Genomic DNA, 25,283 nt, shown 5'->3' on the forward strand with positions numbered 1-25,283 from the left:
CCCCATGGCCCCGCCATTCGGGAGAACCCTAGACGGTTCAAGGGGATGCGCTGCATGGCGCGATGTGCATCATGCGCATCCGCTTGTAAAAAGTACCGGCTCCTGCCTTGCCGATGGAAAGAACGCGCCGACCCGCTGCTGCCGGCCGGAGGGGGTGCATTGGCCGGTACGTTTCTTGCCCTTGCTGGCTGGCAGCCGCCGGGACGTCGCCGCCCCGGCGCAAGCTGCGATCGTTGAATGCGGGCCGGAGACATGCACATGGACTGGTGGCTGGAGGCAACGCAGTGGCCGGCGATGGTGGTGACGGTGCTCGCCACCTGGCTGGTGGGCTCGCGTTCGATTGCGCGCCGGCGCGCGGGTTTCTGGGCGTTCCTGGCGAGCAACGTGCTGTGGATCGCGTGGGGCTGGCATGGCGATGCCTATGCGTTGATCGTGCTGCAACTGGCGCTGATCGTGATGAACCTGCGCGGCATGCGTGAGGCGCGCAAGGCGTGGCTCGCCGCGTCGCGGCGGGCGTTTGCCGCGGCTGGCGCCGCGGACCGGCGTTTATCCTTGTCTGACCGGCCAGCCGGTCCCGATCGATGACTTCACGGGTCCGGCCACGGACCAGGACAGGTGTGCCATGGCGAAGAAGAAGATCCTCCTTCTCAATGCACTGATCGCGGCCTCGCGCGATGGCGAGCGTTCTTGCCGCCGCGCGGCAATGGCCGCCACCAACCCGCATCTGAAGTCGCTGTTCACCAGCCGGGCCAATGCATTTGCGCTGGCTGCGCAGGAGCTGCAGACCTGCCTGCTCGATCTCGGCGAGCTGCCGCAGACGCCCAGCGTGCCCGCGGCGTCGGCCGCCTCGGCGGGAAGGGGCCTCGGCAAGCACCGCTCGGACCGGGCCCTGCTGCAGGCGGTCAGCAAGGGCGAACACGCGGTGCAGCGGCGCTATGCGCGGGCGCTGCGCGCGCATGTGCTGGGCTCGCGGCTGCGCGCGGTGGTGCGGCGGCAGTATCGCGGCGTGCAGGTCAACCACGAGCTGTTCCGCGTGCTGCGCGAACAGTACCGGACCGCGCGGCCAACGCTGTAGGGGGCGTGGCTGCGGGGCGAACTATTTACAAGGGTTCGAACGATTTGCATGCCACACCGGGGCAGCGCGCGGCGGGCACTGAACTTGCGGGATGCCTTCACCGCTCCTGTCTTCGCGCAAAAGCTGCCATGCCCACCACTGCCACGTCCGCAGACCTGCAAGCCTTCGAGCACGCCGCCCGCCTGGTGCTGATGTACGGCCTGGTGCCGCTATGGCTGCTGGCCGGCGTGGGCGACTGGCTGTGCCATCGCGTCACCCACATCGAGCGCAATGCCGGCGCCCGCGAATCGATGCTGCATATGCTGATGCTGGCCGAGGTCGGGCTGCCGCTGCTGCTGGTCCTGTTCCTGGAGGTCAATGCGCTGGTGATCGGGGTGATGCTGGCCGCCGTGGTGATCCACGAAGCCACGGCATGGTGGGACGTGCAGTACGCCAGCACCCGGCGCCATATCTCGCCGGTCGAGCAGCATATGCACAGCCTGCTCGAAGTGCTGCCGCTGGCCGCGGCGTCGTATGTGGTGGTGATGCACTGGGGCCAGTTCCTGGCCCTGTTCGGACTCGGCAGCGAGCCCGCGCGCATGGCGCTGGCGCTGAAAGCCGAACCGTTGCCGCCGGCCTATCTGGCCGGGCTGCTTGGCGCAGTGGTGCTGCTGTCCGGCCTGCCTTATGTGGAAGAGCTGTGGCGCTGCGTGCGCTGGCGCCGGCGCGAGCGCGAGGCCGCGCTGGCGCAGGCAACGCGGGCCGTGCGCGGCGGCGGCCAGTAAGTCCTGTCCGCGCCGCGCACGCCGCGTGGCAGCAGGCGCCTGTCCGCGCAGTGGCGCCGCTCCCCGTGCCCGGCTGTTGCCGGGTTACTGCTTCGGTGCCGGATCCGGCGAGTCGCCCTTCGGGCCGCTCGGTGCATCGGCGGTCGGTGCCGGCGGCGCGCCTTGTTCGCGCGGCTTCTTGCTGCGCGCGGTGTTCGACTTGCCGGTCTTCTGCTTGGACTTCTTCACCGTATCCTTGGTGGCACCGGGCGCCGAGGCGCTCATATCGGTGGCAGCCGGCTGGTTGCGCGAAGCGCCGGCGCCTTCGACTGGCGGTGCGCTGGGGTTTGGCGCCGTTGGCGAAACCGGAGCCTGTTGGGCGAAGGCCGGCAGGCAGAGCGCGGTGCCGACGACCAGTGCCGTGGTAGCGAGGGTGCGTTTCATGATGATCTCCATTGCAAGACTACGTCGGTCGGGCCCAGGGCCCTGGTAACGCCGGTGCGCCGTTTCGGCAGACCGGCGATTCAGTTGCGCCGCTGCATTGGCGGCGATTCATGGATGCGTTGGCGCGTCGCCGGGTGCGACCAGGCGCAGGTGCGTCGCGCCCTGGCCGCGCCGCGCCAGCTCGTGGTAATGGCAGATGCGTGCCAGGGCCCAGTCGGCGGCTGCCTCGCGCACGGCGTTGCGCTCGCCGGGAAAGCGCCGCGTCTCGGTGTAGGCGGCAACGCCCGCGGCGGTGTCGGGCACGTTGCGCGCGGCATGGCCCGGCCGGCGGAACACCCAGGCAAAGCACTGCGTGCCGGCGGGCGTATCGCCGTCGCCGCTGCCATCGGCAACGCCGGTATTGGCGATCGCCAGGTCGGCACCAGTGAGCTGCATGGCGCCGAGCGCCATGGCCAGCGACACTTCCTCGCTGGTCAGCCCGTGCCGCCGGATGGTTTCGGGCGGCACGTGCAGCAGTTCTTCCTTGGCCCACGGCGAATACGCGACGATCGCGCAGCGCAGCACCGCGCCGCATCCCGGCACCTCGGCGATGCGCGAGGCGATCAGCCCCGCGGTACATGACTCCGCGGTGACCACGTGCAGGCCGTGGCGCAGCAGGTAGCGCGCGATGGTCGGGTTATCGCTGCCGTGATGCGTCATCGCCGTGCGCCCGGATGGCGGACCGGCACGCCGTTGCCGCGCGACACCGCATGCCCGCCCTGCGCGGGGGGCCGCATCGTGCCGCGCCGTGCCTGCGCGTCGCGGTCCGGTTCTTCGCGTTCCGGTTTCTGGCGTTCCGTCCGCCCGCGCACGAACGTCACCTTGCCATCGCGCTCCAGCACCACGCGGCTCAGGTCATCGAAACTGTCGGTCTGCAGCGTGGCGCGCAGGTTGGCCTTCAGGTCCTCTTCGGTCAGCATCGCGCGGCTCACGCGCTCGCGGTCGAGCTCGCCCTGGCGCAGCAGGTCCAGCGCATGGCCGCCGGTGATGCGGTCAAAGGCCGGGTAGCGGCCCGACAGCCAGCCCACCGCGCGGTGCAGCAGCACCAGCGCCAGCGCGGCGGAAAACGCCACGGCAAACGAGGTCGCCCCGACTACCGCGCGCGACAGCACCGCGCCCAGCAGCAGCACGATGCACAGGTCGAACGAGGTCTTCTGCGCGAACGCGCGGCGCCCGGCCAGCCGCAGCATCGCCCAGGTGGCAATGAAGATGATGGCGGCGCGCACGGCGCCCTGCCACCAGGCCAGGTCATCGCCTTCGCCAACGAGGTTGTGCATCGCATCGACCAGGACTTCCATGATGTCCATGACGGCACCCCGGGGTGGATTTGATGGCAGCGGCGGCAGGTTCCGTGCCAGCGCCGCCACGCCAGGCGTGCTGCCCGGCACGCGGCGTACAGGCGCTTCGCGGGCCCCATGGCTTGCGCCATGCGCGCGCCAAGCGGGGAAAAATGTACATGCAGCGCCGGCAGCCGCCTGTAAAAGCTGCGTGGGCGGGCGCTGCGCCGCCGCCGCCACAGCAGCGCCCGGCGCCGCGCCGCGATGGCGTCCATCTTGCATGCGATCGGGCAACCAGGATGTATGGAGACAGTCATGCCCGAGCAGGCGCCCAAGTCAGGACAGGCCCATCCCGGCGATCCCACCGATGTCCGCAAGGGGCAGGTCACCAGCCCGCTGCCGCGCGAAACCTTCCGCCAGCGCTTCCTGGCGCGTTTCACGGATCCTGCCTACCGGCAGGAGGACGACGCGCTGGAGCGGCTCGAGTGCATCGCCTGGGACGCTTATCAGCAAGGACGCAAGGCGCCGCTCAAGCGCAAGGCCGGGCCCGGCTATGCCGACCCCGCCTACGAACTGTCCGACGAATGGCGCGCCGCCAGCGAAGCCATCGCCGCCGCGCAGCAGCGCCAGGCGGATCCCGCCACACCGTCGCGCGTGCTGCTGGTGTGCTCGGCCGCGCGCAATGACTACACCTGTCCGGGCGAGATGTCCAAGTCCTGGCGACTCTCCGAGCGCGCGCGGCAACAGCTTGAAGCGGACGGCATGGAGGTCGATGTGCTCGACCTGAGCCACCTCACGTCGGATGCGGACCTGCGCATCTTCCCGTGCAAGGGCTGCGTATCGACGTCGATGCCGCTGTGCCACTGGCCGTGTAGCTGCTATCCCAACCATGCGCTGGGGCAGGTCAATGACTGGATGAACGATATCTACCCGCGCTGGGCCGGCTGCCATGGCGTGCTGATCGTGACGCCGGTGTACTGGTATCAGGTCACCAGCCCGCTCAAGCTGATGATGGACCGGCTCGTGTGCGCCGACGGCGGCAACCCCGATCCGACCAGTACGCAGGGCAAGGATGTGGTGCGCGCCAAGAAGCTGGAGCTGGCGGGCTGGGACTATCCCAAGCACCTGTCGGGCCGCGCCTATGGGCTGGTGGTGCACGGCGACGTCGCCGGTATCGAGGGGGTGCGCCGCGCGCTGTCCGACTGGCTGGACTGGATGGGGCTGATCGATGCGGGCGCGCAGGCGCGGCTCGATCGCTTTATCGGCTACTACAAGCCTTACGCCACCAGCCATGTGGCGCTGGATGAAGACACCGGCGTGCAGGCGGAAGTGGACAACGTGGCGCGGGCGCTGGCGTGCGCGGTGCGGCAGTTGCGCGCGGGTGAGCTGCGCGCGCCGGACCGCGAGCTGGTGCCGCCGCGGCAGAAGTAATACCAACCTCAGGGGAGTCAGCGATGGACCGCAGGGATGAGCGACGAGGCGACCGGCGCCAGGACTGGAGCAACAACTGGCGCGGTGAGCCCTGGCACGAGAGCGCGGTGCCCGAAACCGATATGCGCAGCCACTACGTGGGCGCCTATGGCGTCTACGACTATGACGAGCCGGTCGATCCGGGCGAATTCGACATGGCGCGCACGCGGCGGCGCGGGCCCTACGACGAAGCGCCAAGGGGGACGCAACGCGGGACCCAGGGCGTTGCCGACCCGTACCGGCAGTTCACCGGCTTCAACGAGCGCATGGGCCTGTACCACAGCGGTCCGCAACGCGCGCGGCCGGTGGGCCCGCGCAACTACCAGCGCACGGACGAACGCATCCTCGAAGACCTGTGCGAGCAACTGACGCGCAACGCGCGGCTGGACCTGAACGAGGTAGAGGTAAGGGTCGACCAGGGCGTTGTGACACTGGAAGGCAGCGTGCCTGAGCGGCAGCAGAAGTACCGCATCGAGGATATCGCCGACGAGGTCTACGGCGTGCAGGAAGTCGCCAACCACCTGCGCGTGCCGCGGCGCGGCACGCAGGTGTACTGAATGAGCACCGGCATGCCAGATCCATCGACGAGCCAGAACGGTGCCAGCGCGCCGGGCAGCACCACGCAGGCGGACGCGGCGCTGCAGGCCGCGCTGTGCGAGCGCCTGTGGGACGCCGGCCTGGATGTGAGCGAGGTATCGCTGCGCGTGGCACAGGGGCGCGTCACGCTGGACGGCGCCATCGGCACCGCGGCCGATCGCGACAAGATCGAGGCCTGCGTGCGCGGCTGCGCCGGCGTGAGTGACGTCGTCAACCGCATCCGGGTCGCGCCGGACCGCACCGGCGGCTGATGGCATGGGATCCGCCTCTGCACGCGTTCTTGAAAAGGAGATTGCCATGAAGCACATCGCAATGCTTGCGCTGGCTGCACTGCTGAGCGCATCGGCCTGGGCCCAGACTTCTACATCGCGTCCTGGCCTGGACACGCGCGCGCCGGGATCGGCGGCATCGGATGTGTTACCGGGGCAGGGGGATACGCGACGCGCGACGCCTGCCACGCCGGCGACACCGGCTACGCCGGGCGGGGCGGGTACCCGGGCCACGCCGGCCACGCCCGCCACGCCTGCGTCACCGGCGCTCAACGAAGGGCCGCAGTCGGCGCAGCGGTATGACTACCCTGCGTCGGAGCCTAAGGCGCCGAAGTCGCGGAAGTGAGTTTTCACCGCTGCGGGGTTTCGCCCCTCTCCCGCGCGCGGGGAGGGCAGCCAGGCGGGATGGCGATACGCTGCAAGCCTGACGTTCAAAGCCCATAGGGCCACATCTCCGGCGCTCCCGCCGCCGGCCTCTCCGGCAACGCCGGCACCGCCCTGGTCCTGTCAAACCAGACCACCGCATCAAACTGCCGCGGCAGCACCGCCCGCGCATAGTGGCTCTGCAACTCCGTCTCCGGCTGGTAGATCACGCCGATAAAGCGCTCCTGCCGCGCCGGCATCAACACCTTGCGCACATCGTCCAGCGCAGCACTGCGCGCACCGCGCAGGTCGAGCCAGCACTGCTGGTGGCCGGCCAGGTGGAACAGGTGCTCGTAGCTGTCCGGGCGTGCCGGACGCACCGTCTTGACCTCCATGGGCCCATCCCACCACGTCGCGGCGGCCACGGTGCCGTCGTAGGTGCTCATGCCTACCAGCGCGGCCGCATCGCCAAAGGTCTCCCGGCAGAGCTGGCCGATATTGAGCTGCCCCTGGGCCGTGCCCATCTCGGTCTTCGACGCATCCCCGATATGCGAGTTATGCGCCCACACCACCGCGCGCGACTGTGGCCCCTGCACTTGCAGCAGCTGTTCCAGCGTTTCAAACATATGGGTGTCGCGCAGGTTCCAGCTATCGTCGCTGCCGTGGTACATCACGCGGTAGTAGCGCTCGGCCGACGCCACCAGCCGCGCATTCTGCGTGGCGTCGAGAAACTCGTCATGCCCGTCGCGGGCATAGGCCAGGCGCATGCCGAGCAGCGCCTGCAGTTGTTCGACCACGGCGTCTTCGCAGTCCTCGTGCGTGCCGTGCAGCACCGCCCGGCCGTAGCGCGCAGGATCGCGGCCCCAGGGCTCCAGGCAGGCGTAGCGCTCGCGCGCTTCGCGCGCGGCTTCCGGATCGACGCCTTCCAGATAGGCCAGCACCGCCGCGATGGACGCGCGCAGGCTGTAGATATCCAGCCCGAAGAACCCCGTGCGCCGGTCAGGCGGCAGCGTGTCGTTGTGCGCGCGCAGCCAGCGGATAAAGCGCGCGACCTCCAGGTTGCGCCACATCCAGACCGGAAAACGGGTGAAGGCCTCACCCGGAGATTCGGCCGGCAGCGCAGGGCGGCCGCGCACGTGCCGGTCCACGGCGGCGGCATCGGGCCAGTCGGCTTCGACCGCGACGATGCGAAAGCCATGGCGCGCCACCAGATGCGCCGTCAGTGCGGCGCGGGCGTGATAGAACTCGGCGGTGCCGTGGCTGCTTTCGCCAAGCAGCACCACGCGGTGCGCGGCAAGCGCATCCGCCTGGACCGCCAGCGCGCTCGCAAAGGGACCGCTAAAAGGACTTTCGGCCACGTCATCGGTGGCCGGAAGGGGAATCGCCGCGGCGGCAAGCGCCGCCGCGGCGTGCAGGTCAGCCCGGCTGGCAGGCATGTTGTCGCCGTATCAGGCGCGGCGAGACTACCGCTCGGCGGACTTCAGCCCGCCACGGCGCGCGGGTCGTGACCGAAGCTGTTGCGCGAGCGGATCTGGCCGTCGCGGCCGTGGATCAGCAGTTCGACGCGTTCGCGCCGTGCCTTGGTGGTGCCGGCCGCGATCGCTTCTTCCTGCGTGGCATGGTGAGATTCCGCATAGCGCGCGCCTTCGTGGATGACATCCCAGCCATCCTGGTGCGGCACGACGTGTAGGTTGCTGCCCATTTGCGGTCTCCGGGATAAGGGATGCTTTCATTGTGGCGCACGTACAGGCGTTGTCTATCCGGCGGCGTCTGACAAGCGCAAGGGCAGCAAGCCCGACTTTCTGATGGAAAGTTCTGGTTATTTGTGCCGCCTCTTGTAAGCTGGACTTGGATCGCAAAAAGAGGAGCGGACCATGCGTGCAAGATTTGCCAGGGGGCTGACGCAGTCGCCGGTGACCATTGTGGCCCGGGCGTTCGACGGAGAATCAGTGAGAGCCCCGCAGGTTGGCGACCTGGTGACCGTTTATAGCCAGGATCAGGACACCGAGTTCAATATCCGCCTGTGCGAAGCCGTCGAGCCCGGCCGCTGGCGCGGCGTGGTCTACGCCATCGGGCGCGGCCAGGATGTGCTGGTGACGGCCGAAGGGCTGGAGATAGACGATGTGGTCGAGGTGATGCGCGAGGAAATTGCTTCCGTCATCCCCTGCGGCCGGTCCCACTGAAGACCGCACCCGGGCGGGTGCGGCCATCCCCGTTTCGACAAGGCCCGCGGCGGGCTTCAGGCCTGCCGCGCGGACTGCCTTGGCACGCCCAGCCACATGGCCAGGCCGCTCGCCAGCAGCAGCGCCGCCAGCAGGTACAGCGCGTTGTCCATGCTGCCGGTCTGGGTCTTGATCTGCCCGATCATCCACGGGCTGACGATGCCGCTGGTGATGCCGATGCTGCTGATAAAGGCGATGCCCGCCGCTGCGCCAGCGCCCGGCAGGTAGCTGGGCGGCAGCGACCAGAACACCGGCAGCGCCGCGAAGATCAGTACCGCCGCCACCGACAGGATCGCCAGCATCGCCGCCAGGCTCGGCAGGTGCAGCGTCAGCGCCACCAGCGCCAGCGCGCCGCCCGCGGTGCACAGCAGGAAATGCCGATGGCGTTCGCCGGTGCGATCCGAGTGCCGTGCGATCAGGATCAGCCCGACCGCGCCCACCGCATTGGGCACCACCGAATACAGGCTGACCGACATCACGTCGGTGATGCCGAAGTCGCGGATCATCAGCGGCATACAGAAACTCAGCGCCAGCGAGCCACAGGTCAACGAGAAGTAGATAAAGGCGAACAGGTACACGCGCGGGTTGCGCAGCACCTGCCGCAGCGCCTCGAGCGAATGGCCGCCGGCACGCGCCTCGGCGGAGGTGGCTCGCGCCAGGTGGGCGCGTTCGCTCTCATTGAGCCAGCTCGCCTGCTGCGGGCCATCGACCAGGCAGCGCGCCGCCACCAGCCCGAGCAGCACCGCGGGTGCGCCCTCGATCGCAAACATCCACTTCCACCCCTGCAGGCCGAGCACGCCGGCCATGTCGCGCATGATCCAGCCCGAGACCAGCCCGCCCAGCACGCCTGCCACCGCCACGCCGGCAAAGAAGATCGCCATCACCGCGGCGCGGCGCCGCGCCGGGAACCAGTAGGTCAGGTAGAGCACGATGCCGGGAAAGAAGCCGGCCTCGAATACGCCCAGCAGGAAGCGCAGCGTGTAGAACTGCGCGGGCGTCGATACCGCCATCATCGCCACCGAGGCAATGCCCCACAGCACCATGATGCGGGTAAAGGTGCGCCGTGCGCCGAAGCGCGCCAGCAGCATATTGCTGGGGACTTCGCACAGCACGTAGCCGACGTAGAACACCGCGGCGCCCAGGCCATACATGGCATCGCTGAAGCCAAGGTCCTGCTTCATCTGCAACTGCGCAAAGCCGATGTTGATGCGGTCCAGGAACGAGACCACGTAGCAGACGAACAGGAACGGGATGATGCGCAGCCAGACCTTGCGGTAGAGCGCGTCTTCAGCGTGCGCGGCAAGGGTGGGGGACGCTAGGGGATTTAGGGACGAAAGGTCCCCTGAGACCGGATGGCTCATGAACGTTGTCTCCGTACGGTGGCGGCTGCGGCGGCGGGCAGCCAGTGGGTGCCGCCAGTCCGGGACGCGTCTTGTGCGCGTTGGCCGGGGGGTGTTTCGGGGAAAGAGTTCGGCAGGCGCGGCATGGCCGCGCCTGCAATCAGGTCAGGCTGGCGTGGCGGCAGGCATGTCGGCCACGCCTTCGCGCGCGGCCTGCAGCGCGGCCAGCAGCACGTCGTGGTCGCCGATATGGTTGGCCAGCAGCAGGATCAGCTGCGCGTTGGCGGCCTGGCTCTGCGCTTCGTCGAGGTCGCGGTGCATCTCGATCAGCGCTTCGTAGAAGTCGTCCGGGCGCGCCAGGTTGGGCTGGGTGTTGAGCGTATTGGGCATGGGGAGGTCTTTGCTGTGCGTTGCTGGTCTGGCGCGTGTCAGGCGGCCATGCGGCCGGGCTCCGGCGTGCGCAGGTCGGCGCCGGTGGCGCGCGCCAGCGCGGCGCGGATCGCCACGGGATCGGCACGGCGCCAGCGGGCACAGACATGCTGGTCCGGGCGGACCAGGTAGCAGGTGCCGGGCGTGGCGCCGTAGCGCGCGGCGGCCAGGCCCTGGTCGTCGCGCAGCACGGTGGCATTGCTGCAGGTGATCAACGGCTGCGCCGCGTCGGTGATGTAGACCAGCCGCAGCGGCACGCCACTGTCCTTCAGCGCGGCCAGGTCGGCCAGCGTGCCGGCATCGATCGCATCGGGATTGCCGAACCGCAGCACGGTGAAATCGCCGCCCAGGTGCGACAGCAGCCAGCCCGCACCCTGCGCGCCGGATACCGGCGCATCGGCGCAGACCGCACCGGGCACCATGTTGCCGGCATAGTCCCCGGCATCGTCGCTGGTATTGAGCGGCGAGCCATGCAGCACCGCCGGCACCGACAGCCGCCCGCTGTTGACCAGCCCGCGCGCAAATGCGTGCCGCTTCGACAGCGTCAGCACCGCATCGCGGAAGACGCGGCTGACCGCGCTCTTGGGCGTGATGAAGTCGGTGGCCCGGGTCGAATTGAGGATGTTCTCGTCAGCGGCGTATTCACGCTCGCTGGCGTAGGTGTCCAGCAGCGTATCGGCGGCACGCCCCTGCAGCACATAGGCCAGCTTCCACGCCAGGTTCTCGGCATCCTGCACGCCGCTGTTGGCGCCGCGCGCGCCGAACGGCGACACGCCGTGCGCCGAGTCGCCGGCGAACAGGATATTGCCGTGGCGGAAACTGTCCATGCGCAGGCATGCGAACGTGTACACGCTGACCCATTCCAGCTCGAACTTCACGTCCTTGCCCAGCAGCGCCTGCACGCGGGGGATCACGCGCTCGGGCGACTTCTCCAGCACCGGGTCGGCATCCCAGCCGAGCTGGAAGTCGATGCGCCAGACATTGTCGGGCTGGCGGTGCAGCAGCACCGACTGGTTGGGATGGAAGGGCGGGTCGAACCAGAACCAGCGCTCGGTGGGGAAGTCCGCTTCCATCTTCACGTCGGCGATCAGGAAGCGGTCGCGGAAGGTGCGCCCCTTGCTGTCCAGCCCCAGCAGCTTGCGCATCGGGCTGCGCGACCCGTCCGCGGCGACCACGTAGCGCGCCGCCAGCGGATAGCAGCCGCCAGGCGTCTCGACGGTCAGCGCCACGCTGGCCTCAGGCGTGCCAGCCTGGCGCTGCTCGAGCCCAACCACCTTGTTGTGCCAGCGGATCTCGATATTGGGCAGCGCCTGCGCGCGCTCCAGCAGGTAGCCCTCGACGTAGTACTGCTGCAGGTTGATGAATGCCGGGCGGCGGTGGCCGCTTTCGGGCAGCAGGTCGAAGCTGTACACCTGCTGGTCGCGCAGGAACACCTTGCCGACATTCCAGCTCACGCCCTTGTCGACCATGCGCTCGCCGCAGCCGAGCCGGTCAAAGATATCCAGCGTGCGCTTGGCAAAACAGATCGCGCGCGAACCGGTGGACAGCGTGCAATCGTCGTCGACCAGCACCACGCGCACGCCGCGCTGGGCCAGGTCGATGGCGGTGGCCAGGCCGATCGGCCCGGCCCCGACCACGACCACCGGATGCGTGGCCGGGTCGGCCGTTGCCGATTGTTCCGCGCAGGGTTTGTACTCGAATGACAGCCGCTGGTAGTCGATGCTGCTCATGCCTGTGTCTCCATCCAAAGCTTGTTTCCCGACTTTGTTGTTCTGTTGGTCAGTCCTGCAGCGCGGCCCACATTTCCTTGTCGCGCTGCGCGGTCCAGATGCGCGGGTGGCGGATGCCGCTGGCCTCGTCATAGGCGCGCGAGACGTCGAAGGGCAGGCAGTGCTCGTAGATGAAGACGTGGCCGAACTTGGGGTCCATCGCGCGGCGGGTATGGGCCATCGCGGCCTTCAGGTCGAGCTTCTCGGCCACGGCTTCCTTGCCGGCCTGGAACAGCGTGGTGACGAAGTCCTTGGTGTAGGCGATGCCTTGCTTGACGGCTTCGGGTGTGGTCAGCGCGGGGCCGCGGCCGGGCACCAGCCTTTCCGCGCCGAGCGCCTGCAGCGCGTCCAGCGTGGCCGGCCAGTCCTCGAGCTGGGCGTCGCCGCAGTAGCAGGCGGCGTCGTATTCGACCAGGTCGCCGGAGAACAGCACCTTCTGCTGCGGCAGCCAGACCACGGTGTCGCCCTTGGTGTGGCCCGAGCCCAGGTGGGCGATGCGCACTTCCAGCTTGCCCAGGAACAGCGTGATTTCCTTCTCGAACACCAGCGTCGGCCAGGTCAGGCCGGGCACGGTCTCGACGCCGGCGAACAGGCGCGGGAAGCGCTCGATCTCGGACTTCATGTCGGCCTCGCCGCGTTCGACGATCATTTCCCAGGTGCCGCGGCTGGCGATGATCTGCTGCGCGCCTTCGGCGAAGTAGGCCGACGCGCCGAGCACGCGTACCGCGTGGTAGTGCGACAGCACCACGTACTTGATCGGCTTGTCGGTGATGGTGCGGATGCGGGCGATCAGGTCCTGCGCCATCGCCGGGGTGGCGGTGGTGTCGACGATCAGCACGCCGTCGTCGCCGATGATCACGCCCGAGTTGGGATCGCCTTCGGCGGTATAGGCCCAGGCGTTCTCGGAGAGTTGGGTAAAGGTGATCTGCTTTTCTTCCAGATCAGCTTGCGAAGCGAATGCCTTGGACATGGCGTCTTCCTTTGTGTGGGGAGGGCAAGACGGCCACGGGCATGCGGTGTGGTGCGGTGGCACGCGGGGCAGTGCCGCGCCGGCTGTCTCGCCCCCGTTTCTATGGGTGTCTCACGACGTGGTGCGACGGGGTAGTGCAATCTTAGGAAACGTTGGAAAATTAATCAATAGCTAAATCGTTAGCCTATGGCAAATAAAGCGTGGGTGAGGCAGCAGGCATCAGCGTAGCACTTGTGAGTGCGGGTAAACCCGCACCCACCCGCGCCGTCGTTCCTGCGCAGGCGGCGTCCGGCCCACGTTCGATTAATATCCGGGTTTTCCGATCACACAGGATGGCAATGGCCAGGCGCAAGGCGGGGACAGCCACTACCGCAGGCGAGGGAAGCGAGAGCGCCCCCCTTGCCGACAAGGCACAGCGCGGCATCCAGAGCGTGGAGGTGGGCGGGCGCCTGCTGGCTGCGCTGGCCGCGGCGCGTGCGCCGATGCCGCTGGCGGCGCTGGCCGAGGCCGCGCAACTGGCGCCGGCGCAGGCACACGCCTACCTGGTCAGCCTGACACGGCTGGGCCTGATCAAGCGCGACCACTTGTCGGGCCGCTACGAACCCGGGCCGCTGTCGCTGCAGCTTGGCATGTTGCACCTGGAACAGGACCCGGCCTACCGCGCCGCGCAGCCGCGCGTCGATGCGCTGGCGCAGGCGTCCGGCTTCAGCGTAGCGATCAGCATTGCGGGGCCGCAGGGGCCGACCATCGTGCGCTATGTGCCGGCGAGCGCGCCGCTGCATGTGAACCTGCATGTGGGCACGGTGATGGCGCTGGCGGCCACGGCCACCGGGCGCGTGTTCTGCGCCTTCCAGCCAGAAGACCAATGGCAGCCGCTGTGGCGCGCGCAGCAGCCGGGAGCCACCGAAGCGGACCTGGCCAGCTTTAACGCGTCGCTGCAGGCGATCCGCGAGCGCGGCATCGAGCGCAGCATCGACACGCCCAGTCCGGCGGTCAGCAGCCTCAGCGTGCCGGTGCTGGACGCCACCGGCGCGTTGCGGCTGGCGCTGACGCTGGTGGGCTCCACCGGCGCAATCGACGTCGACTGGCGCGGCCCGGCCGCGCAGGCGCTGCAACAGGCTGCCGCGGACATCGGCGCCGCGTTGCAGCAGCAACAGGACCGCCTCGCATGACTGCGAAAAATCCCACCGCACCAGTGTCCCGGACCGCCGACAGCGACACGGAGGCCGGCAAGCCGCAGCGCGGCGTCCAGTCGCTCGACAGCACCGGGCAGCTGCTGGCCGCTCTGGTAGCCGCCGGCAAGCCGCTGGCACTGCGCGACCTGGCGCTGGCCGCCGGCATGCCCGCCGCCAAGGCCTTCCCCCACCTGGTCAGCCTGCAGAAGATCGGCCTGCTGGCGCGCGACGCCGCGGGCAACTACCTGTGCGGGCCCCTGGGGCTGGAGCTGGGACTGATCGCGCTGCAGCGGCTGTCGCCGACGCGCGAGGCGGAACCGGAGGTGGCGGAGCTGGCCGGCGCCACCGGCCTGAGCGTGGCGATGGCGGTGCTGGGCCCGCTGGGGCCGACGGTGGTACGCCTGGAGGAATCGGCGCGCCCGCAGCATGTGAGCCTGCGCGTGGGCACGGTGCTGTCGCTGGTCCATACCGCCATCGGCCGTACCGTGGCGGCGCACCTTCCCGAGAACGTGCTGGCGGGGTTGCTGGAATCGGACGCGCCGCGCATGGCCGGCGCCGCGTCCGCGGAAGTCCTCGCGGCCGGCGGCAAGCTGGCGCCGGCCTATGCCGCGCGGCTGGCACGCGTGCGGGCCGCGCAGCTCGACAATGCCCTCAGCCACCCGGTGCCCGGCATCGACACGCTGGCCGCGCCGGTGTTCGACCATACCGGCAGCCTGGCGCTGGTGATCGCGGTGATGGGGTCGAGCGGCAGCTTCGACAGCAGCACCGAAGGCGCCACCGCCGCGCTGGTGCGGCAGGCGGCGCGGCGGCTGTCGTGGCGCTTCGGCGCGCTGAAGGTCCTGTAAGGGCCCGCGTGGGGACGCGCGCCGGGTTCAGTTGTCGAGCCGGATCTTGGCCGACTTGATCAGCCCGTCCCACTTCTCGTACTGCGCGCGGATATAGCTGCCGAACTGCGCCGGCGTGGCCGGGAACGGCACCGTGCCCTGGCTGGCAAGCTTCGCCGCCATCTCCGGCTGCTTCAGCGCCGCCACGATCTCGCCGTTGAGACGGTCGATCACCGCCTTGGGCGTACCGGCCGGCGCGGCCACGCCGAACCACGCCGTCAGCTCGTAGCCGGCCACGCCGGCCGCGGCGAGCGCGGGCACGCCCGGCAACTGCTCCGACGGCTTCTGCGTGGTCACCGCCAGCGCGCGCACGCGGTGGTCGCGGATATACGGCAGCGCGGTCGAGACGCTGTCGAACATCATGGTGATGCGCCCGCCGATCAGGTCGGTCATCGATGCGGCGCTGCCCTTGTAGGGGATATGCGTGATATTGACGCCGGCCAGGTGCGTGAACAGCTCGCCGGCCAGGTGCGACGACGAACCGTTGCCGAACGAGCCATAGGTCAGCTTGCCTGGTTCCCTGCGCGCCAGGGCCAGCAGTTCCTGCACGTTCTTCGCCGGCACGCCCGGGTGGACCACCAGCACATTGGGCAGGTAGGCCACAGAGGCCACCGGCGCGAAATCCTTCAGCGGATCGTAGCCCGGCTTGTCGTACAGGCTCTTGTTGACCGCCAGGGAGCCGAAGGTGCCGAACAGCAGCGTATAGCCGTCAGCCGGCGCGCGCGCCACCGCGATCGCGGCCAGGTTGCCGCCGGCGCCGGGCCGGTTGTCGATGACCACCGGCTGGTGCAGCCGCACTGACAACGCATTGCCGATCTCGCGCGCCAGCAGGTCGGTGGCGCCCCCCGGCGGGAACGGCACCACCAGCCGCACCGGCTTGTCCGGATAATCCGCCAGCGCGGTCCCCGCCGCCGTGGCGGCAAACGCAAACAGCAGCCCCGTGGCTGCACGCCTCAGGCCATACCAGCCACACCAGCCCCCCAGGCCTACCCGGCCGATCCTCCAACCCTGCATCGCTGTCTCCTTTCTTCTGTCGCTGCGATGAAAGGGTGTCAGTGTGTCGCAGCGTGCGCGGCCGCGGGTTTGGCATTGGCGAAGGGCGGGTTCAGCGAGGCCGCGGCCAGGCCGCGGGCTTCACGGATGGCCGCGCAGCCGCGCGATGGTGCCGAACAGCGTCTCCAGCTCCACCGGCTTGACCAGGTGCGCGTGGAAGCCGGCGTTCTCGGTGTGCTGGCGATCGGCCGGCTGGCCGAAGCCGGTCAGCGCGACGAAACGGGTCTGCTCGGTGCCGGCCACGTCGCGCATCGCGCGCACCACCTCAAAGCCGTCCATGCCCGGCATGGCCAGGTCGATCAGCGCGATATGCGGGCGGCAGCGCGGCGCCACGTGCAGCGCCTCGGCGCCGTCGTAGGCGATGGTCACTTCGTGGCCGCACAATTCCAGCAGCATGGCCAGGCTGTCGGCGGCGTCGCGGTTGTCGTCGACCAGCAGGATGCGCTGGGCCTCCAGCTCCTGCGTCAGCGGGTGGGCGGGTTGCGGCGTGAGCGCTTCGTGCCCGGCTGGCATCGGCAGGCGCAGCGTGAAGGTGCTGCCCAGACCCGGCCCCGCGCTGGCCGCGGCGATGGTGCCGCCGTGCAGCTCCACCAGCGAGCGGCACAGCGACAGGCCGATGCCCAGGCCGCCATGCGCGTCGGTGCCGGGCCGGCCTTCCTGCACGAACAGGTTGAAGATGTCTTCGAGCGACTCCGGCGCGATGCCGCGCCCCTCGTCTGTCACCTGGACCTGCAGCGTCCGGTTCTGCACCGCCGTGACGATGCCGATCGACGTGTCGGGCGGCGAGAACTTGGAGGCATTGAGCACCAGGTTCTGCATCACCTGCACCAGCCGGGTCTTGTCGGCATTCATGCGGATGGTGGCGGCGTAGGTCTGCACCGCCACATGCTGGCGCCTGGCATCGAGCGCCGGACGCGCGGCCTCGATGCCGAGGGCGATGATCTCGTTGAACTCGACCGGCTCGGGGCGCAACTCGATCCGGCCCGAAGTAATGCGGCCGATGTCCAGCAGGTCGTCGACCAGCCGGCTTAGATGCGCCACCTGGCGCTCGATCATGCTCAGGCTCTTGTTGGTCAGGGCCCCGTCGGCGGGCGCCAGGCGTATCGCCTCCAGCGCGCTGCGTACCGGCGCCAGCGGGTTGCGCAGCTCGTGCGAGAGCGTGGCCAGGAACTCGTTCATGCGCTGGCTGGAGCGCTCCAGCTCTTCGCGGCGACGGCGCTCGCTCATGTCGCGCGTGACCTTGGCAAAGCCGAACAGCGAGCGCGATTCGTCATAGACGGCGGTCAGCGTGACGTTGGCCCAGAACAGCGAGCCGTCCTTGCGCACGCGCCAGCCCTCGTCCTCGACGCGCCCCGCGCGGCGCGCCCGCTCAAGATGCCGCGCGGGCTTGCCGGAGGCGACATCCTCGGCGGGGTAGAACAGCGAGAAATGGCGGCCGATGATCTCGTCGCGGCGGTAGCCCTTGATATAGGACGCGCCGGAGTTCCAGCTGATGATATGGCCGGTGGGATCGAGCAGGAAGATGGCGTAGTCCTTCACGCCCTCTACCAGCAGGCGCAGCGTCTCTTCGCTCTGGCGCAGCGCCTCGGCGGTGCGGCGCTGCTCGGTCATGTCGCGCGTGACCTTGCCGAAGCCGATCAGCGTGCCGTCGGCATCCCGCAGCGCGGTGATGATCACGTTGGCCCAGAAGCGGGTGCCGTCCTTGCGCACGCGCCAGCCCTCGTCCTCGAAGCGGCCCAGTTCGGCGGCGGCCTTCAGTTCGGCCTGCGGCCAGGCGCGGGCAACCGCATCGGGGGTGTAGAACGTGGAAAAGTGCTTGCCCAGGATCTCGGCCGCGGTATAGCCCTTGATGCGCGCGGCGCCCTTGTTCCAGCTCGAGACGTGGCCGTCCACGTCGAGCGTGAAGATGGCGTAGTCCTGGACCGACTCCACCAGCGTGCGGTAGGGCGTATCGCCCAGGGCGCCGATGCTTACATCAGTGGGTACGTTGGCCGGCATCTCGCCAGGCACGCCGCCGGCTACCGGGCCGTTGGCGACACCGGCAAGTTCTTGCGGGTCGGCGGGGGCTTTCTTCATGGCGTGTCCTGAACGGGCGGTTTCCTGGCGTGCGTTCGGGGGAGCGCCAGGGCGCTCGATGCTCGTCGTGCTGCAAGGATACCCCTGCCGGGACCACACAGGGAAAGCAAGACGGCCTCGTGTTGCTGCGAGCCTTGCGTGTCGCGGAATTCCTGCGATTCCGGTACGGCGCCGGAAGCTTCCGACCGGAGATTCGGAATGTACAGATTGTTCGGCAATATCGGCTCCGTAAAAATGGGCCACAGCTTTTTTGCGCCGTCAATATTTGTCACGGGAACATGCATTTGATATCTCCGCTTCACAGTAACAAGCCATTTGGCCGCGCCGCAAGTTCCGGACGGTCCGGGCGCCGGTGCACCAGCGGGTGTCGCGCGGTGCAGGTTCCTGAAAGAGGCGCCCATGACACAGCCTGCTGATCGTCCTGCATTGTCCCACCTGATTTCCGACCCGATGCCATGCAGTGCTCATTGCCCGATGGCGCGCCTGTGCATGGAGGGCGGGCTGTCGCGGCAGCGCACGGTCCGGCTGCGCAAGGGCCAGTCGCTGTACCTGCTCGGCGACCCGGTGGTCGCGCTGTATGCGATTCGTGTCGGCACAGTGAAGACCCATGTCACCACCGGCGACGGACGCACGCAGGTGGTCGGATTCCACTTTCCCGGCGACATGGTCGGCCTGGACAGCGTGGCCCTTCCCCGCTACGCGTCCTACGCCACCGCGCTGGAAGACACCAAGCTATGCCTGATCCCGGTCGCCCTGGTGAGCGCCGCGACCAAGGCCACGCCGGTGCTGGGCAACGAGCTTTTCCTGGCGCTGGACCAGCAGGCGCAGCGCGCGCGGGCGCTGCAGACCATGCTGGCACTGATGACGGCAGAAGAGCGGCTGGTGACCTTCTTGCTGTGGATCGCCGACGGCTTTGCCGCGCGGGGTTTCTCGTCGTCGGAGTTCATCCTGCGCATGAGCCGCGAAGAGATCGGCAGCTATATCGGCCTGACGCTGGAAACGGTCAGCCGCCAGTTTTCGCGGCTCGACGATAGCGGGCTGATCCGCGTGCGGCACCGCAGGGTCGAGCTGCTCGACAAGCCTGCGCTGCGCGCCATCGCCGGGCGCCCGACGATTTGCGCGGCGGGTGCGATGCCATGAATGCCGCCATGGATACCGGAAGCGGCACGCCCACCTCCGCCGGCGAGCTCGTGCGCGAGGTCAAGGCGCTGAACCTGTCCTACCTGCTGCTGGTGCAGCGGCTGATGCGCGAGAACGAGGCCGAAGCGCTGTTCCGGCTCGGCATCGGGCGCGAACTGGGCCTGGCGCTGGCCGCGCTGACGCCGGCCCAGATGGTGGCGCTGGCGCGGTCCAACGTGGTGCTGTGCCGCTTCCGGCTCGATGACGCCCGCTTGCTGGCCATGCTGACCGAGACCGGGCCCCCGCACGAGCTGCAGAACCTGCATGCGGCGATCGTGATGGCATCGCAGGACACCGGCGGACTGCCATGACGCACAGCCGGAATCTCTTGACGGTATCGGAACCTCGCCCGGCAGGCCGGGCTCAGCAATCGGATTCGGAGGGTATATGACGGGCAATGCGATGACGCATGTCGAAATGATGCACGCTGCAACGGCCGGGGCCGGCAGCCGCCGGGGCGGCCTCATGCCCGCGAGCACCCGCACGGAAATCGTGGGTGCAGTGCAGGCGCAGGACATTGTCCACGCACTGGGTGGCGGGGGCGATGCGGGGCACTGCATCGATGCGGCGCTGGACGTGCTGGCCGCGGCAGCGCGGCTGCCGGCGCGCACGGTGGTGTCGGTGGGGCAGGGTCGGCAGGCATTGCTGGAGTTCTATGTCGATGCGGACATGCCGACCTGCTGCGATCTCGACGGCGCGCTGCAGCAGGCCATCGCCAGCCGTTGCACCAGCGTGCTGCCGCCGGGGCTGGCAGCCGCGGTGCGGCCGCTGGCCACCTATGCGCAGGAAACCGTCGGCGGCGGCGAGCCCTATGTGGCAGAGCGCTTCCGCGCCTGCGCGCGCGAGCTGCTGTTGCGCGGCGGCGAGATGAACCAGCGGCTGTCGGCCGTGTGCGCCTACCTGTCGGCACTGTATGACGCGCAGGAAACGGCGGAACGGCTCGGCTATCTCGACCAGACGCTGCTGGGAGAGGGACAGGAAGCGCTGTCGTGGCGGCTGCGCCGGCACCGCAGCGTGGAAGGGCGCGCGCTGGCGCAAGCGCTGGAAGGGCTGTCGCGCACGGCCGATGGCGCGCTGTATGCGTTCGGCACGCGCTACAGCTTCGAGCGCGCCAGCTACCAGTTCGAGCAGATGGAGCGCTTCCACGCCCAGATCGAGCGCCTTCGCGGCGATTGCCGGACAGGCGAGCCGTGCCGGTCCGGGGTGACCAGCCGCGCCGGCTGGCCGCCGACCACGGGCTGACGACAAACGCTGCGGCGTCCGTGTGCACGGACGCCGGAGCCTGCAGGCTCAGATCCCCGCCATGCAGGTGTACTTGATCACCAGGTAGTCCTCGATGCCGTAGCGCGAGCCTTCGCGGCCCACGCCCGATTGCTTGACGCCGCCGAACGGCGCCACCTCGGTGGAGATCAGCCCGGTGTTCACGCCGACGATGCCGTATTCCAGCCGTTCCGACACACGCCATACGCGGCCCAGGTCGCGCGCATAGAAGTAGCTGGCCAGGCCGAACTCGGTGTCATTGGCCATTGCCACTACCTCGTCTTCGGTCTCGAATCGGAACAGCGGCGCCAGCGGCCCGAAGGTTTCCTCGCGCGCTACCAGCATGCCCGGGGCCACGTCCGCCAGCACGGTGGGCTCGAAGAACGAATGGCCCAGCGCGTGGCGCTGGCCGCCCCGCAGTATGCGGGCGCCCTTGCCGAGCGCATCGGCAATATGCTCTTCCACCTTGGCCACGGCCTTGTCGTCGATCAGCGGCCCGATGCGCACGCCGTCGTCCATACCGTTGCCGACCTTGAGCGCGCCCACCGCGGCCACCAGCTTCTGCGCGAAGGCTTCGTACACGCCAGCCTGCACGTAGATGCGGTTGGCGCAGACGCAGGTCTGGCCCGCATTGCGGTACTTCGACACGATCGCGCCTTCGACCGCGGCATCGAGGTCGGCATCGTCGAACACGATAAAGGGCGCGTTACCGCCCAACTCCATCGATACCTTCTTGATGGTCGACGCCGTCTGCGCCATCAGCACGCGGCCCACCTCGGTCGAGCCGGTGAAGGTCAGCTTGCGCACCAGCGGGTTGCCACTCATCTCGCCGCCGATGGCACTGGCCGAGCCGGTCACCACTGACAGCACGCCGGCGGGAATGCCGGCGCGCTCGGCCAGCGCCACCAATGCCAGCGCGGTCAGCGGTGTCTGCGAGGCGGGCTTGAGCACCATGGTGCAGCCCACCGCCAGCGCCGGGCCGGCCTTGCGCGTGATCATCGCCGCGGGGAAATTCCACGGCGTGATCGCCGCGCACACCCCCACCGGCTCCTTGGTCACCACGATGCGCTGGTTGGTCGCGGGCGCGGGGATGGTATCGCCGTAGACGCGCTTGCCTTCCTCGGCAAACCATTCGATGAACGAGGCCGCGTAGGCGATCTCGCCGCGCGACTCCGCGATCGGCTTGCCCTGTTCGGCGGTCATGATGCGCGCCAGGTCTTCCTGGTTGGCCATGATCAGCTCGAACCATTTGCGCAGCAGCGCCGAGCGGTCCTTGGCAGTGCGCGCGCGCCAGGCCGGCCATGCGCGGTTGGCGGCCTCGATGGCCTGCCGGGTTTCGTCGGCGCCCAGTTGCGGTACCTGGCCGACACGTTCACCGGTGGCGGGGTTGGTCACGTCGATGCGGCGCTCGCCGTCGAGCCAGCGGCCGTCGATATAGCACTGCTGCCGCAGCAGCGAGGAGTCCTGGAGGTTCAGCATGGTCGTCTCGGGTGGATCCGGGTACGTGCCCGGAGGTCTCGTGGAAAAGCTCGTGCGCAGCGGGATGGTGCGCTGCGGATCTGAACGGCGGTGATGCCGATTGTAATCCTCCTCGTGCGTTGTAGTTCTTGCCGTTGGTGCCGTGTAAAACGCCGGGGGTGATGCAGCGTGACCCCGCCGGCTGCCTTGGCGCCCGCGCGCCGGCGCATTGGAACAGAGCTTGCGTCGGCCCGCGCCAGTGGCGCGGCCACCGCCGCGCGTCCGAGGACTACGCGAGGTTCGCGATGAAAGCACTCTGCTGGCATGGCAAGCACGATATCCGCTGCGACACGGTTCCAGACCCGGTCATCGAGCATCCGCGCGATGCCATCGTCAAGGTCTCGAGCTGCGCCATCTGCGGCTCCGACCTGCACCTGTACGATGGCTTCGTCCCCGGCATGGAAAAGGGCGACATCATGGGCCACGAGTTCATGGGCGAGGTGGTCGCGGTGGGCCCCGGCAACCGGCGCCTGCGCGTGGGCGACCGCGTGGTGGTGCCCTTTACCATCTGCTGCGGCGAGTGCGACCAGTGCCGGCGCGGCAACTTCTCGGTGTGCGAGCGCACCAACCGCAACAAGGCGACCGCCGACAAGGTGTTCGGCCACGCCACGGCCGGGCTGTTCGGCTATTCGCACCTGACGGGCGGCTATGCCGGCGGGCAGGCGGAATATGTGCGCGTGCCCTATGCCGACGTTGCGCCGGTCAGGATTCCGGACGGGCTTTCGGACGAGTCGGTGCTGTTCCTGGGCGATATCCTGCCCACCGGATGGCAGGCCGCCGCGCAGTGCGAGATCGAGCCCGAGGACGTGGTCGCGGTGTGGGGCGCGGGGCCGGTGGGGCAGTTCTGCATCCTGAGCGCGTTGCTGCAGGGCGCGCAACGCGTGATCGCCATCGACCGCGTGCCGGAGCGCCTGGCGATGGCGGAGCAGCTCGGCGCGACGCCGCTGAACTTCGAGCAGGTCAGCATCCCGGAAGCACTCAACGAGCAGACCGCCGGCAAGGGCCCTGACAAATGCATCGACGCGGTCGGGCTGGAGGCGCATGCCGCCGGCTCGCTCGATTCCGCTTATGACCGCGTCAAGCAGGCGGTGATGCTGGAGTCCGACCGGCCCCATGTGCTGCGCGAGATGATCTACGTCTGCCGGCCGGCGGGCGTGTTGTCCGTACCCGGCGTCTATGGCGGGCTGGTCGACAAGATCCCGATGGGCGCGCTGATGAACAAGGGCCTGACCGTGCGGACCGGGCAGACCCACGTCAACCGCTGGACCGCGGACTTGCTGCGTCGCATTCAGCAGGGCGAGTTCGATCCGTCGTTCGTGATCAGCCATCGCGTGTCGCTGGAGGACGGCCCGGCCATGTACCACACCTTCCGCGAAAAGCGGGACGGCTGCGTCAAGGTGGTGATGCAGGTCGGCTAGCGGCGCCGGCGCGGCTCAGCCCGTACCCTCGGTGCCTGCCCTGGCTGGCACCGTGATGCCCCAGTCGCCGAACTCCAGCCAGTCGTCGCCAAGCAGTTCGATGGGATGCTGGGTGCGGCTCGAGCCGTTGCCGCACATCCTCCCTCAGGTCCAGCCGTCCGCGTCCAGCCGCGTCCAGCGATCCGGCGCGTCGTCGTCCTCGGCGGCCAGCAACAGGGTCTGGCCACAGTCGTCGCATCGGTAAACGAAAGCATTCTGGCCGCTGGCAGTGCGCAGCGTTGCCGACTTCACCAGCTTTGTATGCGGCGGCACATGGCCGGGCCGGTCCAGTTGCGACAGGCACAGGTCGCACAGAGACATTGTTATTTCCTCCAGCACGCATCCACGGCACAGGAAATGCTGTGGTGCAGCATTCGTGTTTCCAGTATAGGTGGACTGGCGCCGGCGGTTATGACAATGCGGCGCCCCAAGGTGCAATTTGCGACTATTCGCCCAGGAATTCGGCAACGACTTCGAGGCCCTCGATGTGATCGGCAACCACTTTGGCAATGGTGATCAGGGGAATCGCCAGCAGCATGCCCCACACGCCCCACAGCCAGGTGAACAGCAGCAGCGCCACGAATACGGCGACGGCGTTCATCCTGGCCATGCGACCGGTCATCCACGTGGTAATCACGGAACCGATCAGCGTCGCAATCAGCAACGATCCACCCGCGGCGGCGGCAGCCATGCCCAGCGTGCCGAACTGCATGAAGGTCACCACGCCCAGGCACACGGCGATCGCCATCGCGCCGAAGTAAGGCACCAGGTGCAGCGCGCCCGCGGCAGTGGCCCAGCTTCCGGCGTTGTCCACTCCCAGCCATTTCAGCAGCAGCCAGGTACAGACGCCCAGACCGACATTGGTCACCAGCAGCATGCCCATGTAGCGGCGGATCGAGCGGTTGACCTCGTCAAGCATATGCACGCTGATCTTTTTCTCCGAGATGGTGTGGCCGACCATCTTGATGAACTTGCGCTTGAAGGTGTCACCAGCCAGCAGCAGGAAGTACAGCAGGAACACCACCACCACCGCCTGCCCGGCCATGGTGAAGATGCTGACCGAGCCCGCCAGCAGCATGTTGTTGATCTGGTCCGGATGCTCCACCACCACGCGCGCGCCGCGTGCGGGCACCTGACCGGTGCCGCTCAGCACGGTGGCGGCGCGCCGCACTTTCTGCCACATCGAATCGTCGCCGCTCAGCAGCGCGCCGACCGAGCGCGATATCTTGCCGGCCACCTCGGGCAGGCTGTTGACGATGGACTCCACCTGCCCTTGCAGCAGGTAGGCGCCGCTGAGCAGTGCACTCAGCAGCGCCAGCAGCACGATGGTGCCGGCCACCACGCGCGGCAGCCCCAGGCGCTGCAGCGCGCTGACCAGCGGGTCGAGCAGGTAGGCCATCACGATGGCGATGACCACCGGCACCAGGAAGTCGCGCGCGATATGCAGCGCGTACAGCGAAAACAGGCAGGCCAGCACCACCAGCGCGGTACTGGCGCGTTGCAGGGCGGTATTGACGGCGTCGGGGGCCACCATGACCGCGGGCGTGTCGACGGGAGCCTCTGACGATTCAGCCGGCTCCGCAGCGTCACCATCAGCGCCCGTGATGCGCACACGCAGCCCGCTCTCGGGCGGCGCAGGGGCGGCTGGCGCGGGGGGCTGCGCCGCCCGAGAGC

Annotated in this window: 28 protein-coding genes and 1 pseudogene; 14 read left to right on the plus strand and 15 right to left on the minus strand. The window is 68.7% G+C overall.

All coding sequences use genetic code 11. The annotated features are described in order from the left end of the window. Positions 1-258 precede the first annotated feature (258 nt). The 3 genes from AB1I47_RS14200 (at position 259) to AB1I47_RS14210 (ending at position 1,839) form a co-directional block, all read left to right on the plus strand. Positions 259-585, plus strand: a complete 327-nt coding sequence (locus AB1I47_RS14200) for a hypothetical protein (protein ID WP_354684382.1) — start codon at positions 259-261, stop codon at positions 583-585. A 37-nt stretch (positions 586-622) separates the two neighbouring features. Beyond that, the gene (locus tag AB1I47_RS14205; protein WP_354684383.1) at positions 623-1,075 is read left to right on the plus strand and encodes a PA2169 family four-helix-bundle protein; all 453 of its coding nucleotides are present in this window, start codon (positions 623-625) and stop codon (positions 1,073-1,075) included. Positions 1,076-1,203: 128 nt separating this feature from the next. Then, positions 1,204-1,839, plus strand: coding sequence for a diguanylate cyclase (locus AB1I47_RS14210; RefSeq protein WP_354684384.1), 636 nt, complete (start codon positions 1,204-1,206; stop codon positions 1,837-1,839). Positions 1,840-1,923: 84 nt separating this feature from the next. On the opposite strand, the gene AB1I47_RS14215 is transcribed toward AB1I47_RS14210, so the two are convergent. From AB1I47_RS14215 to AB1I47_RS14225, 3 genes are all read right to left on the minus strand, one after another. After that, the gene (locus tag AB1I47_RS14215; RefSeq protein WP_354684385.1) at positions 1,924-2,262 is read right to left on the minus strand and encodes a hypothetical protein; all 339 of its coding nucleotides are present in this window, start codon (positions 2,260-2,262) and stop codon (positions 1,924-1,926) included. A gap of 108 nt (positions 2,263-2,370) precedes the next feature. Beyond that, the gene (locus tag AB1I47_RS14220) at positions 2,371-2,961 is read right to left on the minus strand and encodes a CinA family protein (RefSeq protein ID WP_354684386.1); all 591 of its coding nucleotides are present in this window, start codon (positions 2,959-2,961) and stop codon (positions 2,371-2,373) included. Continuing rightward, positions 2,958-3,608 (minus strand): DUF421 domain-containing protein, encoded by a 651-nt coding sequence (locus tag AB1I47_RS14225; RefSeq protein ID WP_354684387.1) that lies wholly within the window; start codon positions 3,606-3,608, stop codon positions 2,958-2,960. The genes AB1I47_RS14220 and AB1I47_RS14225 overlap by 4 nt, the downstream gene beginning before the upstream one ends. 285 nt (positions 3,609-3,893) lie before the next feature. Here AB1I47_RS14225 and AB1I47_RS14230 point away from each other — a divergent pair, with 285 nt between their 5' ends. The 4 genes from AB1I47_RS14230 (at position 3,894) to AB1I47_RS14245 (ending at position 6,260) form a co-directional block, all read left to right on the plus strand. Further along, positions 3,894-5,009: a flavodoxin family protein gene (locus AB1I47_RS14230; protein WP_354684388.1), complete on the plus strand. Its 1,116-nt coding sequence runs from the start codon at positions 3,894-3,896 to the stop codon at positions 5,007-5,009. A gap of 122 nt (positions 5,010-5,131) precedes the next feature. Further along, a complete protein-coding gene (locus tag AB1I47_RS14235; RefSeq protein WP_407935841.1) occupies positions 5,132-5,605 on the plus strand; it encodes a BON domain-containing protein in 474 nt (157 codons plus the stop codon). 12 nt (positions 5,606-5,617) lie between these two features. Continuing rightward, positions 5,618-5,896, plus strand: a complete 279-nt coding sequence (locus tag AB1I47_RS14240; RefSeq protein WP_354684390.1) for a BON domain-containing protein — start codon at positions 5,618-5,620, stop codon at positions 5,894-5,896. 46 nt (positions 5,897-5,942) lie between these two features. Next, the gene (locus AB1I47_RS14245; protein WP_354684391.1) at positions 5,943-6,260 is read left to right on the plus strand and encodes a hypothetical protein; all 318 of its coding nucleotides are present in this window, start codon (positions 5,943-5,945) and stop codon (positions 6,258-6,260) included. A gap of 85 nt (positions 6,261-6,345) precedes the next feature. On the opposite strand, the gene AB1I47_RS14250 is transcribed toward AB1I47_RS14245, so the two are convergent. Both AB1I47_RS14250 and AB1I47_RS14255 read right to left on the minus strand, forming a co-directional pair. Beyond that, positions 6,346-7,713 (minus strand): erythromycin esterase family protein, encoded by a 1,368-nt coding sequence (locus AB1I47_RS14250; RefSeq protein WP_354684392.1) that lies wholly within the window; start codon positions 7,711-7,713, stop codon positions 6,346-6,348. 44 nt (positions 7,714-7,757) lie between these two features. Next, positions 7,758-7,979, minus strand: a complete 222-nt coding sequence (locus AB1I47_RS14255) for a DUF2188 domain-containing protein (protein WP_354684393.1) — start codon at positions 7,977-7,979, stop codon at positions 7,758-7,760. Positions 7,980-8,151: 172 nt separating this feature from the next. Between AB1I47_RS14255 and AB1I47_RS14260 the strand changes: the two genes are divergently transcribed. Beyond that, complete coding sequence (locus AB1I47_RS14260; RefSeq protein WP_354684394.1) at positions 8,152-8,460, plus strand: hypothetical protein; 309 nt, start codon at positions 8,152-8,154, stop codon at positions 8,458-8,460. A 56-nt stretch (positions 8,461-8,516) separates the two neighbouring features. Here the strand turns inward: AB1I47_RS14260 and AB1I47_RS14265 are convergent, their stop codons facing one another. The 4 genes from AB1I47_RS14265 to AB1I47_RS14280 form a co-directional block, all read right to left on the minus strand. Beyond that, a complete protein-coding gene (locus tag AB1I47_RS14265) occupies positions 8,517-9,860 on the minus strand; it encodes an MFS transporter (protein WP_354684395.1) in 1,344 nt (447 codons plus the stop codon). Positions 9,861-10,004: 144 nt separating this feature from the next. Then, positions 10,005-10,229, minus strand: coding sequence for a DUF2783 domain-containing protein (locus AB1I47_RS14270; protein WP_354684396.1), 225 nt, complete (start codon positions 10,227-10,229; stop codon positions 10,005-10,007). Between the two features lie 38 nt (positions 10,230-10,267). Then, on the minus strand, positions 10,268-11,998 hold the full coding sequence (locus AB1I47_RS14275; protein ID WP_354684397.1) for an FAD-dependent oxidoreductase: 1,731 nt from the start codon (positions 11,996-11,998) through the stop codon (positions 10,268-10,270). A gap of 49 nt (positions 11,999-12,047) precedes the next feature. Continuing rightward, positions 12,048-13,007 (minus strand): MBL fold metallo-hydrolase, encoded by a 960-nt coding sequence (locus AB1I47_RS14280; protein WP_354684398.1) that lies wholly within the window; start codon positions 13,005-13,007, stop codon positions 12,048-12,050. Positions 13,008-13,345: 338 nt separating this feature from the next. Between AB1I47_RS14280 and AB1I47_RS14285 the strand changes: the two genes are divergently transcribed. Both AB1I47_RS14285 and AB1I47_RS14290 read left to right on the plus strand, forming a co-directional pair. After that, on the plus strand, positions 13,346-14,179 hold the full coding sequence (locus AB1I47_RS14285) for an IclR family transcriptional regulator (RefSeq protein ID WP_354684399.1): 834 nt from the start codon (positions 13,346-13,348) through the stop codon (positions 14,177-14,179). Next, entirely contained in the window at positions 14,176-15,027 is an 852-nt protein-coding gene (locus AB1I47_RS14290; RefSeq protein ID WP_354684400.1) for an IclR family transcriptional regulator, read from the plus strand. The genes AB1I47_RS14285 and AB1I47_RS14290 overlap by 4 nt, the downstream gene beginning before the upstream one ends. A gap of 27 nt (positions 15,028-15,054) precedes the next feature. On the opposite strand, the gene AB1I47_RS14295 is transcribed toward AB1I47_RS14290, so the two are convergent. Beyond that, positions 15,055-16,080, minus strand: coding sequence for a tripartite tricarboxylate transporter substrate binding protein (locus AB1I47_RS14295; RefSeq protein ID WP_354684401.1), 1,026 nt, complete (start codon positions 16,078-16,080; stop codon positions 15,055-15,057). A 120-nt stretch (positions 16,081-16,200) separates the two neighbouring features. Next, a complete protein-coding gene (locus AB1I47_RS14300) occupies positions 16,201-18,195 on the minus strand; it encodes a PAS domain-containing hybrid sensor histidine kinase/response regulator (protein WP_354684402.1) in 1,995 nt (664 codons plus the stop codon). Positions 18,196-18,594: 399 nt separating this feature from the next. On the opposite strand from AB1I47_RS14300, the gene AB1I47_RS14305 reads away from it, so the two are divergent. From AB1I47_RS14305 to AB1I47_RS14315, 3 genes are all read left to right on the plus strand, one after another. After that, the gene (locus tag AB1I47_RS14305; RefSeq protein ID WP_354684403.1) at positions 18,595-19,335 is read left to right on the plus strand and encodes a helix-turn-helix domain-containing protein; all 741 of its coding nucleotides are present in this window, start codon (positions 18,595-18,597) and stop codon (positions 19,333-19,335) included. A gap of 8 nt (positions 19,336-19,343) precedes the next feature. Continuing rightward, positions 19,344-19,685 (plus strand): flagellar transcriptional regulator FlhD, encoded by a 342-nt coding sequence (flhD, locus tag AB1I47_RS14310; protein WP_354684404.1) that lies wholly within the window; start codon positions 19,344-19,346, stop codon positions 19,683-19,685. A gap of 154 nt (positions 19,686-19,839) precedes the next feature. Next, positions 19,840-20,616, plus strand: coding sequence for a hypothetical protein (locus tag AB1I47_RS14315; protein WP_354684405.1), 777 nt, complete (start codon positions 19,840-19,842; stop codon positions 20,614-20,616). 48 nt (positions 20,617-20,664) lie between these two features. Here the strand turns inward: AB1I47_RS14315 and gabD are convergent, their stop codons facing one another. Then, complete coding sequence (gene gabD, locus AB1I47_RS14320; RefSeq protein WP_354684406.1) at positions 20,665-22,113, minus strand: NADP-dependent succinate-semialdehyde dehydrogenase; 1,449 nt, start codon at positions 22,111-22,113, stop codon at positions 20,665-20,667. A gap of 284 nt (positions 22,114-22,397) precedes the next feature. Here gabD and AB1I47_RS14325 point away from each other — a divergent pair, with 284 nt between their 5' ends. Beyond that, the gene (locus AB1I47_RS14325) at positions 22,398-23,570 is read left to right on the plus strand and encodes a zinc-dependent alcohol dehydrogenase (protein WP_354684407.1); all 1,173 of its coding nucleotides are present in this window, start codon (positions 22,398-22,400) and stop codon (positions 23,568-23,570) included. Between the two features lie 15 nt (positions 23,571-23,585). Here the strand turns inward: AB1I47_RS14325 and AB1I47_RS14330 are convergent. The 3 genes and pseudogenes from AB1I47_RS14330 to AB1I47_RS14340 all read right to left on the minus strand — a co-directional run. Then, positions 23,586-23,705, minus strand: a pseudogene (locus AB1I47_RS14330) (DUF3079 domain-containing protein); the annotation flags it as partial. Positions 23,706-23,714: 9 nt separating this feature from the next. After that, positions 23,715-23,930: a hypothetical protein gene (locus AB1I47_RS14335; protein ID WP_354684408.1), complete on the minus strand. Its 216-nt coding sequence runs from the start codon at positions 23,928-23,930 to the stop codon at positions 23,715-23,717. Positions 23,931-24,054: 124 nt separating this feature from the next. Beyond that, positions 24,055-25,227 carry an AI-2E family transporter gene (locus AB1I47_RS14340; RefSeq protein WP_407935843.1) on the minus strand — a complete coding sequence of 391 codons (1,173 nt, stop codon included), beginning with the start codon at positions 25,225-25,227 and terminating at the stop codon, positions 24,055-24,057. Between the last annotated feature and the right edge of the window lie 56 nt (positions 25,228-25,283).

This window comes from Cupriavidus necator (assembly GCF_040578825.1).
GTDB lineage: Bacteria > Pseudomonadota > Gammaproteobacteria > Burkholderiales > Burkholderiaceae > Cupriavidus > Cupriavidus necator_E.

Excerpts from the sequence above, each read along its gene's own strand:
- AB1I47_RS14200 (WP_354684382.1), top strand. The coding sequence starts at position 259 with ATGGACTGGTGGCTGGAGGCAACGCAGTGGCCGGCGATGGTGGTGACG.
- AB1I47_RS14205 (WP_354684383.1), top strand. The coding sequence starts at position 623 with ATGGCGAAGAAGAAGATCCTCCTTCTCAATGCACTGATCGCGGCCTCG.
- AB1I47_RS14210 (WP_354684384.1), top strand. The coding sequence starts at position 1,204 with ATGCCCACCACTGCCACGTCCGCAGACCTGCAAGCCTTCGAGCACGCC.
- AB1I47_RS14215 (WP_354684385.1), bottom strand. The coding sequence starts at position 2,262 with ATGAAACGCACCCTCGCTACCACGGCACTGGTCGTCGGCACCGCGCTC.
- AB1I47_RS14220 (WP_354684386.1), bottom strand. The coding sequence starts at position 2,961 with ATGACGCATCACGGCAGCGATAACCCGACCATCGCGCGCTACCTGCTG.
- AB1I47_RS14225 (WP_354684387.1), bottom strand. The coding sequence starts at position 3,608 with ATGGACATCATGGAAGTCCTGGTCGATGCGATGCACAACCTCGTTGGC.
- AB1I47_RS14230 (WP_354684388.1), top strand. The coding sequence starts at position 3,894 with ATGCCCGAGCAGGCGCCCAAGTCAGGACAGGCCCATCCCGGCGATCCC.
- AB1I47_RS14235 (WP_407935841.1), top strand. The coding sequence starts at position 5,132 with ATGCGCAGCCACTACGTGGGCGCCTATGGCGTCTACGACTATGACGAG.
- AB1I47_RS14240 (WP_354684390.1), top strand. The coding sequence starts at position 5,618 with ATGCCAGATCCATCGACGAGCCAGAACGGTGCCAGCGCGCCGGGCAGC.
- AB1I47_RS14245 (WP_354684391.1), top strand. The coding sequence starts at position 5,943 with ATGAAGCACATCGCAATGCTTGCGCTGGCTGCACTGCTGAGCGCATCG.
- AB1I47_RS14250 (WP_354684392.1), bottom strand. The coding sequence starts at position 7,713 with ATGCCTGCCAGCCGGGCTGACCTGCACGCCGCGGCGGCGCTTGCCGCC.
- AB1I47_RS14255 (WP_354684393.1), bottom strand. The coding sequence starts at position 7,979 with ATGGGCAGCAACCTACACGTCGTGCCGCACCAGGATGGCTGGGATGTC.
- AB1I47_RS14260 (WP_354684394.1), top strand. The coding sequence starts at position 8,152 with ATGCGTGCAAGATTTGCCAGGGGGCTGACGCAGTCGCCGGTGACCATT.
- AB1I47_RS14265 (WP_354684395.1), bottom strand. The coding sequence starts at position 9,860 with ATGAGCCATCCGGTCTCAGGGGACCTTTCGTCCCTAAATCCCCTAGCG.
- AB1I47_RS14270 (WP_354684396.1), bottom strand. The coding sequence starts at position 10,229 with ATGCCCAATACGCTCAACACCCAGCCCAACCTGGCGCGCCCGGACGAC.
- AB1I47_RS14275 (WP_354684397.1), bottom strand. The coding sequence starts at position 11,998 with ATGAGCAGCATCGACTACCAGCGGCTGTCATTCGAGTACAAACCCTGC.
- AB1I47_RS14280 (WP_354684398.1), bottom strand. The coding sequence starts at position 13,007 with ATGTCCAAGGCATTCGCTTCGCAAGCTGATCTGGAAGAAAAGCAGATC.
- AB1I47_RS14285 (WP_354684399.1), top strand. The coding sequence starts at position 13,346 with ATGGCCAGGCGCAAGGCGGGGACAGCCACTACCGCAGGCGAGGGAAGC.
- AB1I47_RS14290 (WP_354684400.1), top strand. The coding sequence starts at position 14,176 with ATGACTGCGAAAAATCCCACCGCACCAGTGTCCCGGACCGCCGACAGC.
- AB1I47_RS14295 (WP_354684401.1), bottom strand. The coding sequence starts at position 16,080 with ATGCAGGGTTGGAGGATCGGCCGGGTAGGCCTGGGGGGCTGGTGTGGC.
- AB1I47_RS14300 (WP_354684402.1), bottom strand. The coding sequence starts at position 18,195 with ATGAAGAAAGCCCCCGCCGACCCGCAAGAACTTGCCGGTGTCGCCAAC.
- AB1I47_RS14305 (WP_354684403.1), top strand. The coding sequence starts at position 18,595 with ATGACACAGCCTGCTGATCGTCCTGCATTGTCCCACCTGATTTCCGAC.
- flhD (WP_354684404.1), top strand. The coding sequence starts at position 19,344 with ATGGATACCGGAAGCGGCACGCCCACCTCCGCCGGCGAGCTCGTGCGC.
- AB1I47_RS14315 (WP_354684405.1), top strand. The coding sequence starts at position 19,840 with ATGCCCGCGAGCACCCGCACGGAAATCGTGGGTGCAGTGCAGGCGCAG.
- gabD (WP_354684406.1), bottom strand. The coding sequence starts at position 22,113 with ATGCTGAACCTCCAGGACTCCTCGCTGCTGCGGCAGCAGTGCTATATC.
- AB1I47_RS14325 (WP_354684407.1), top strand. The coding sequence starts at position 22,398 with ATGAAAGCACTCTGCTGGCATGGCAAGCACGATATCCGCTGCGACACG.
- AB1I47_RS14335 (WP_354684408.1), bottom strand. The coding sequence starts at position 23,930 with ATGTCTCTGTGCGACCTGTGCCTGTCGCAACTGGACCGGCCCGGCCAT.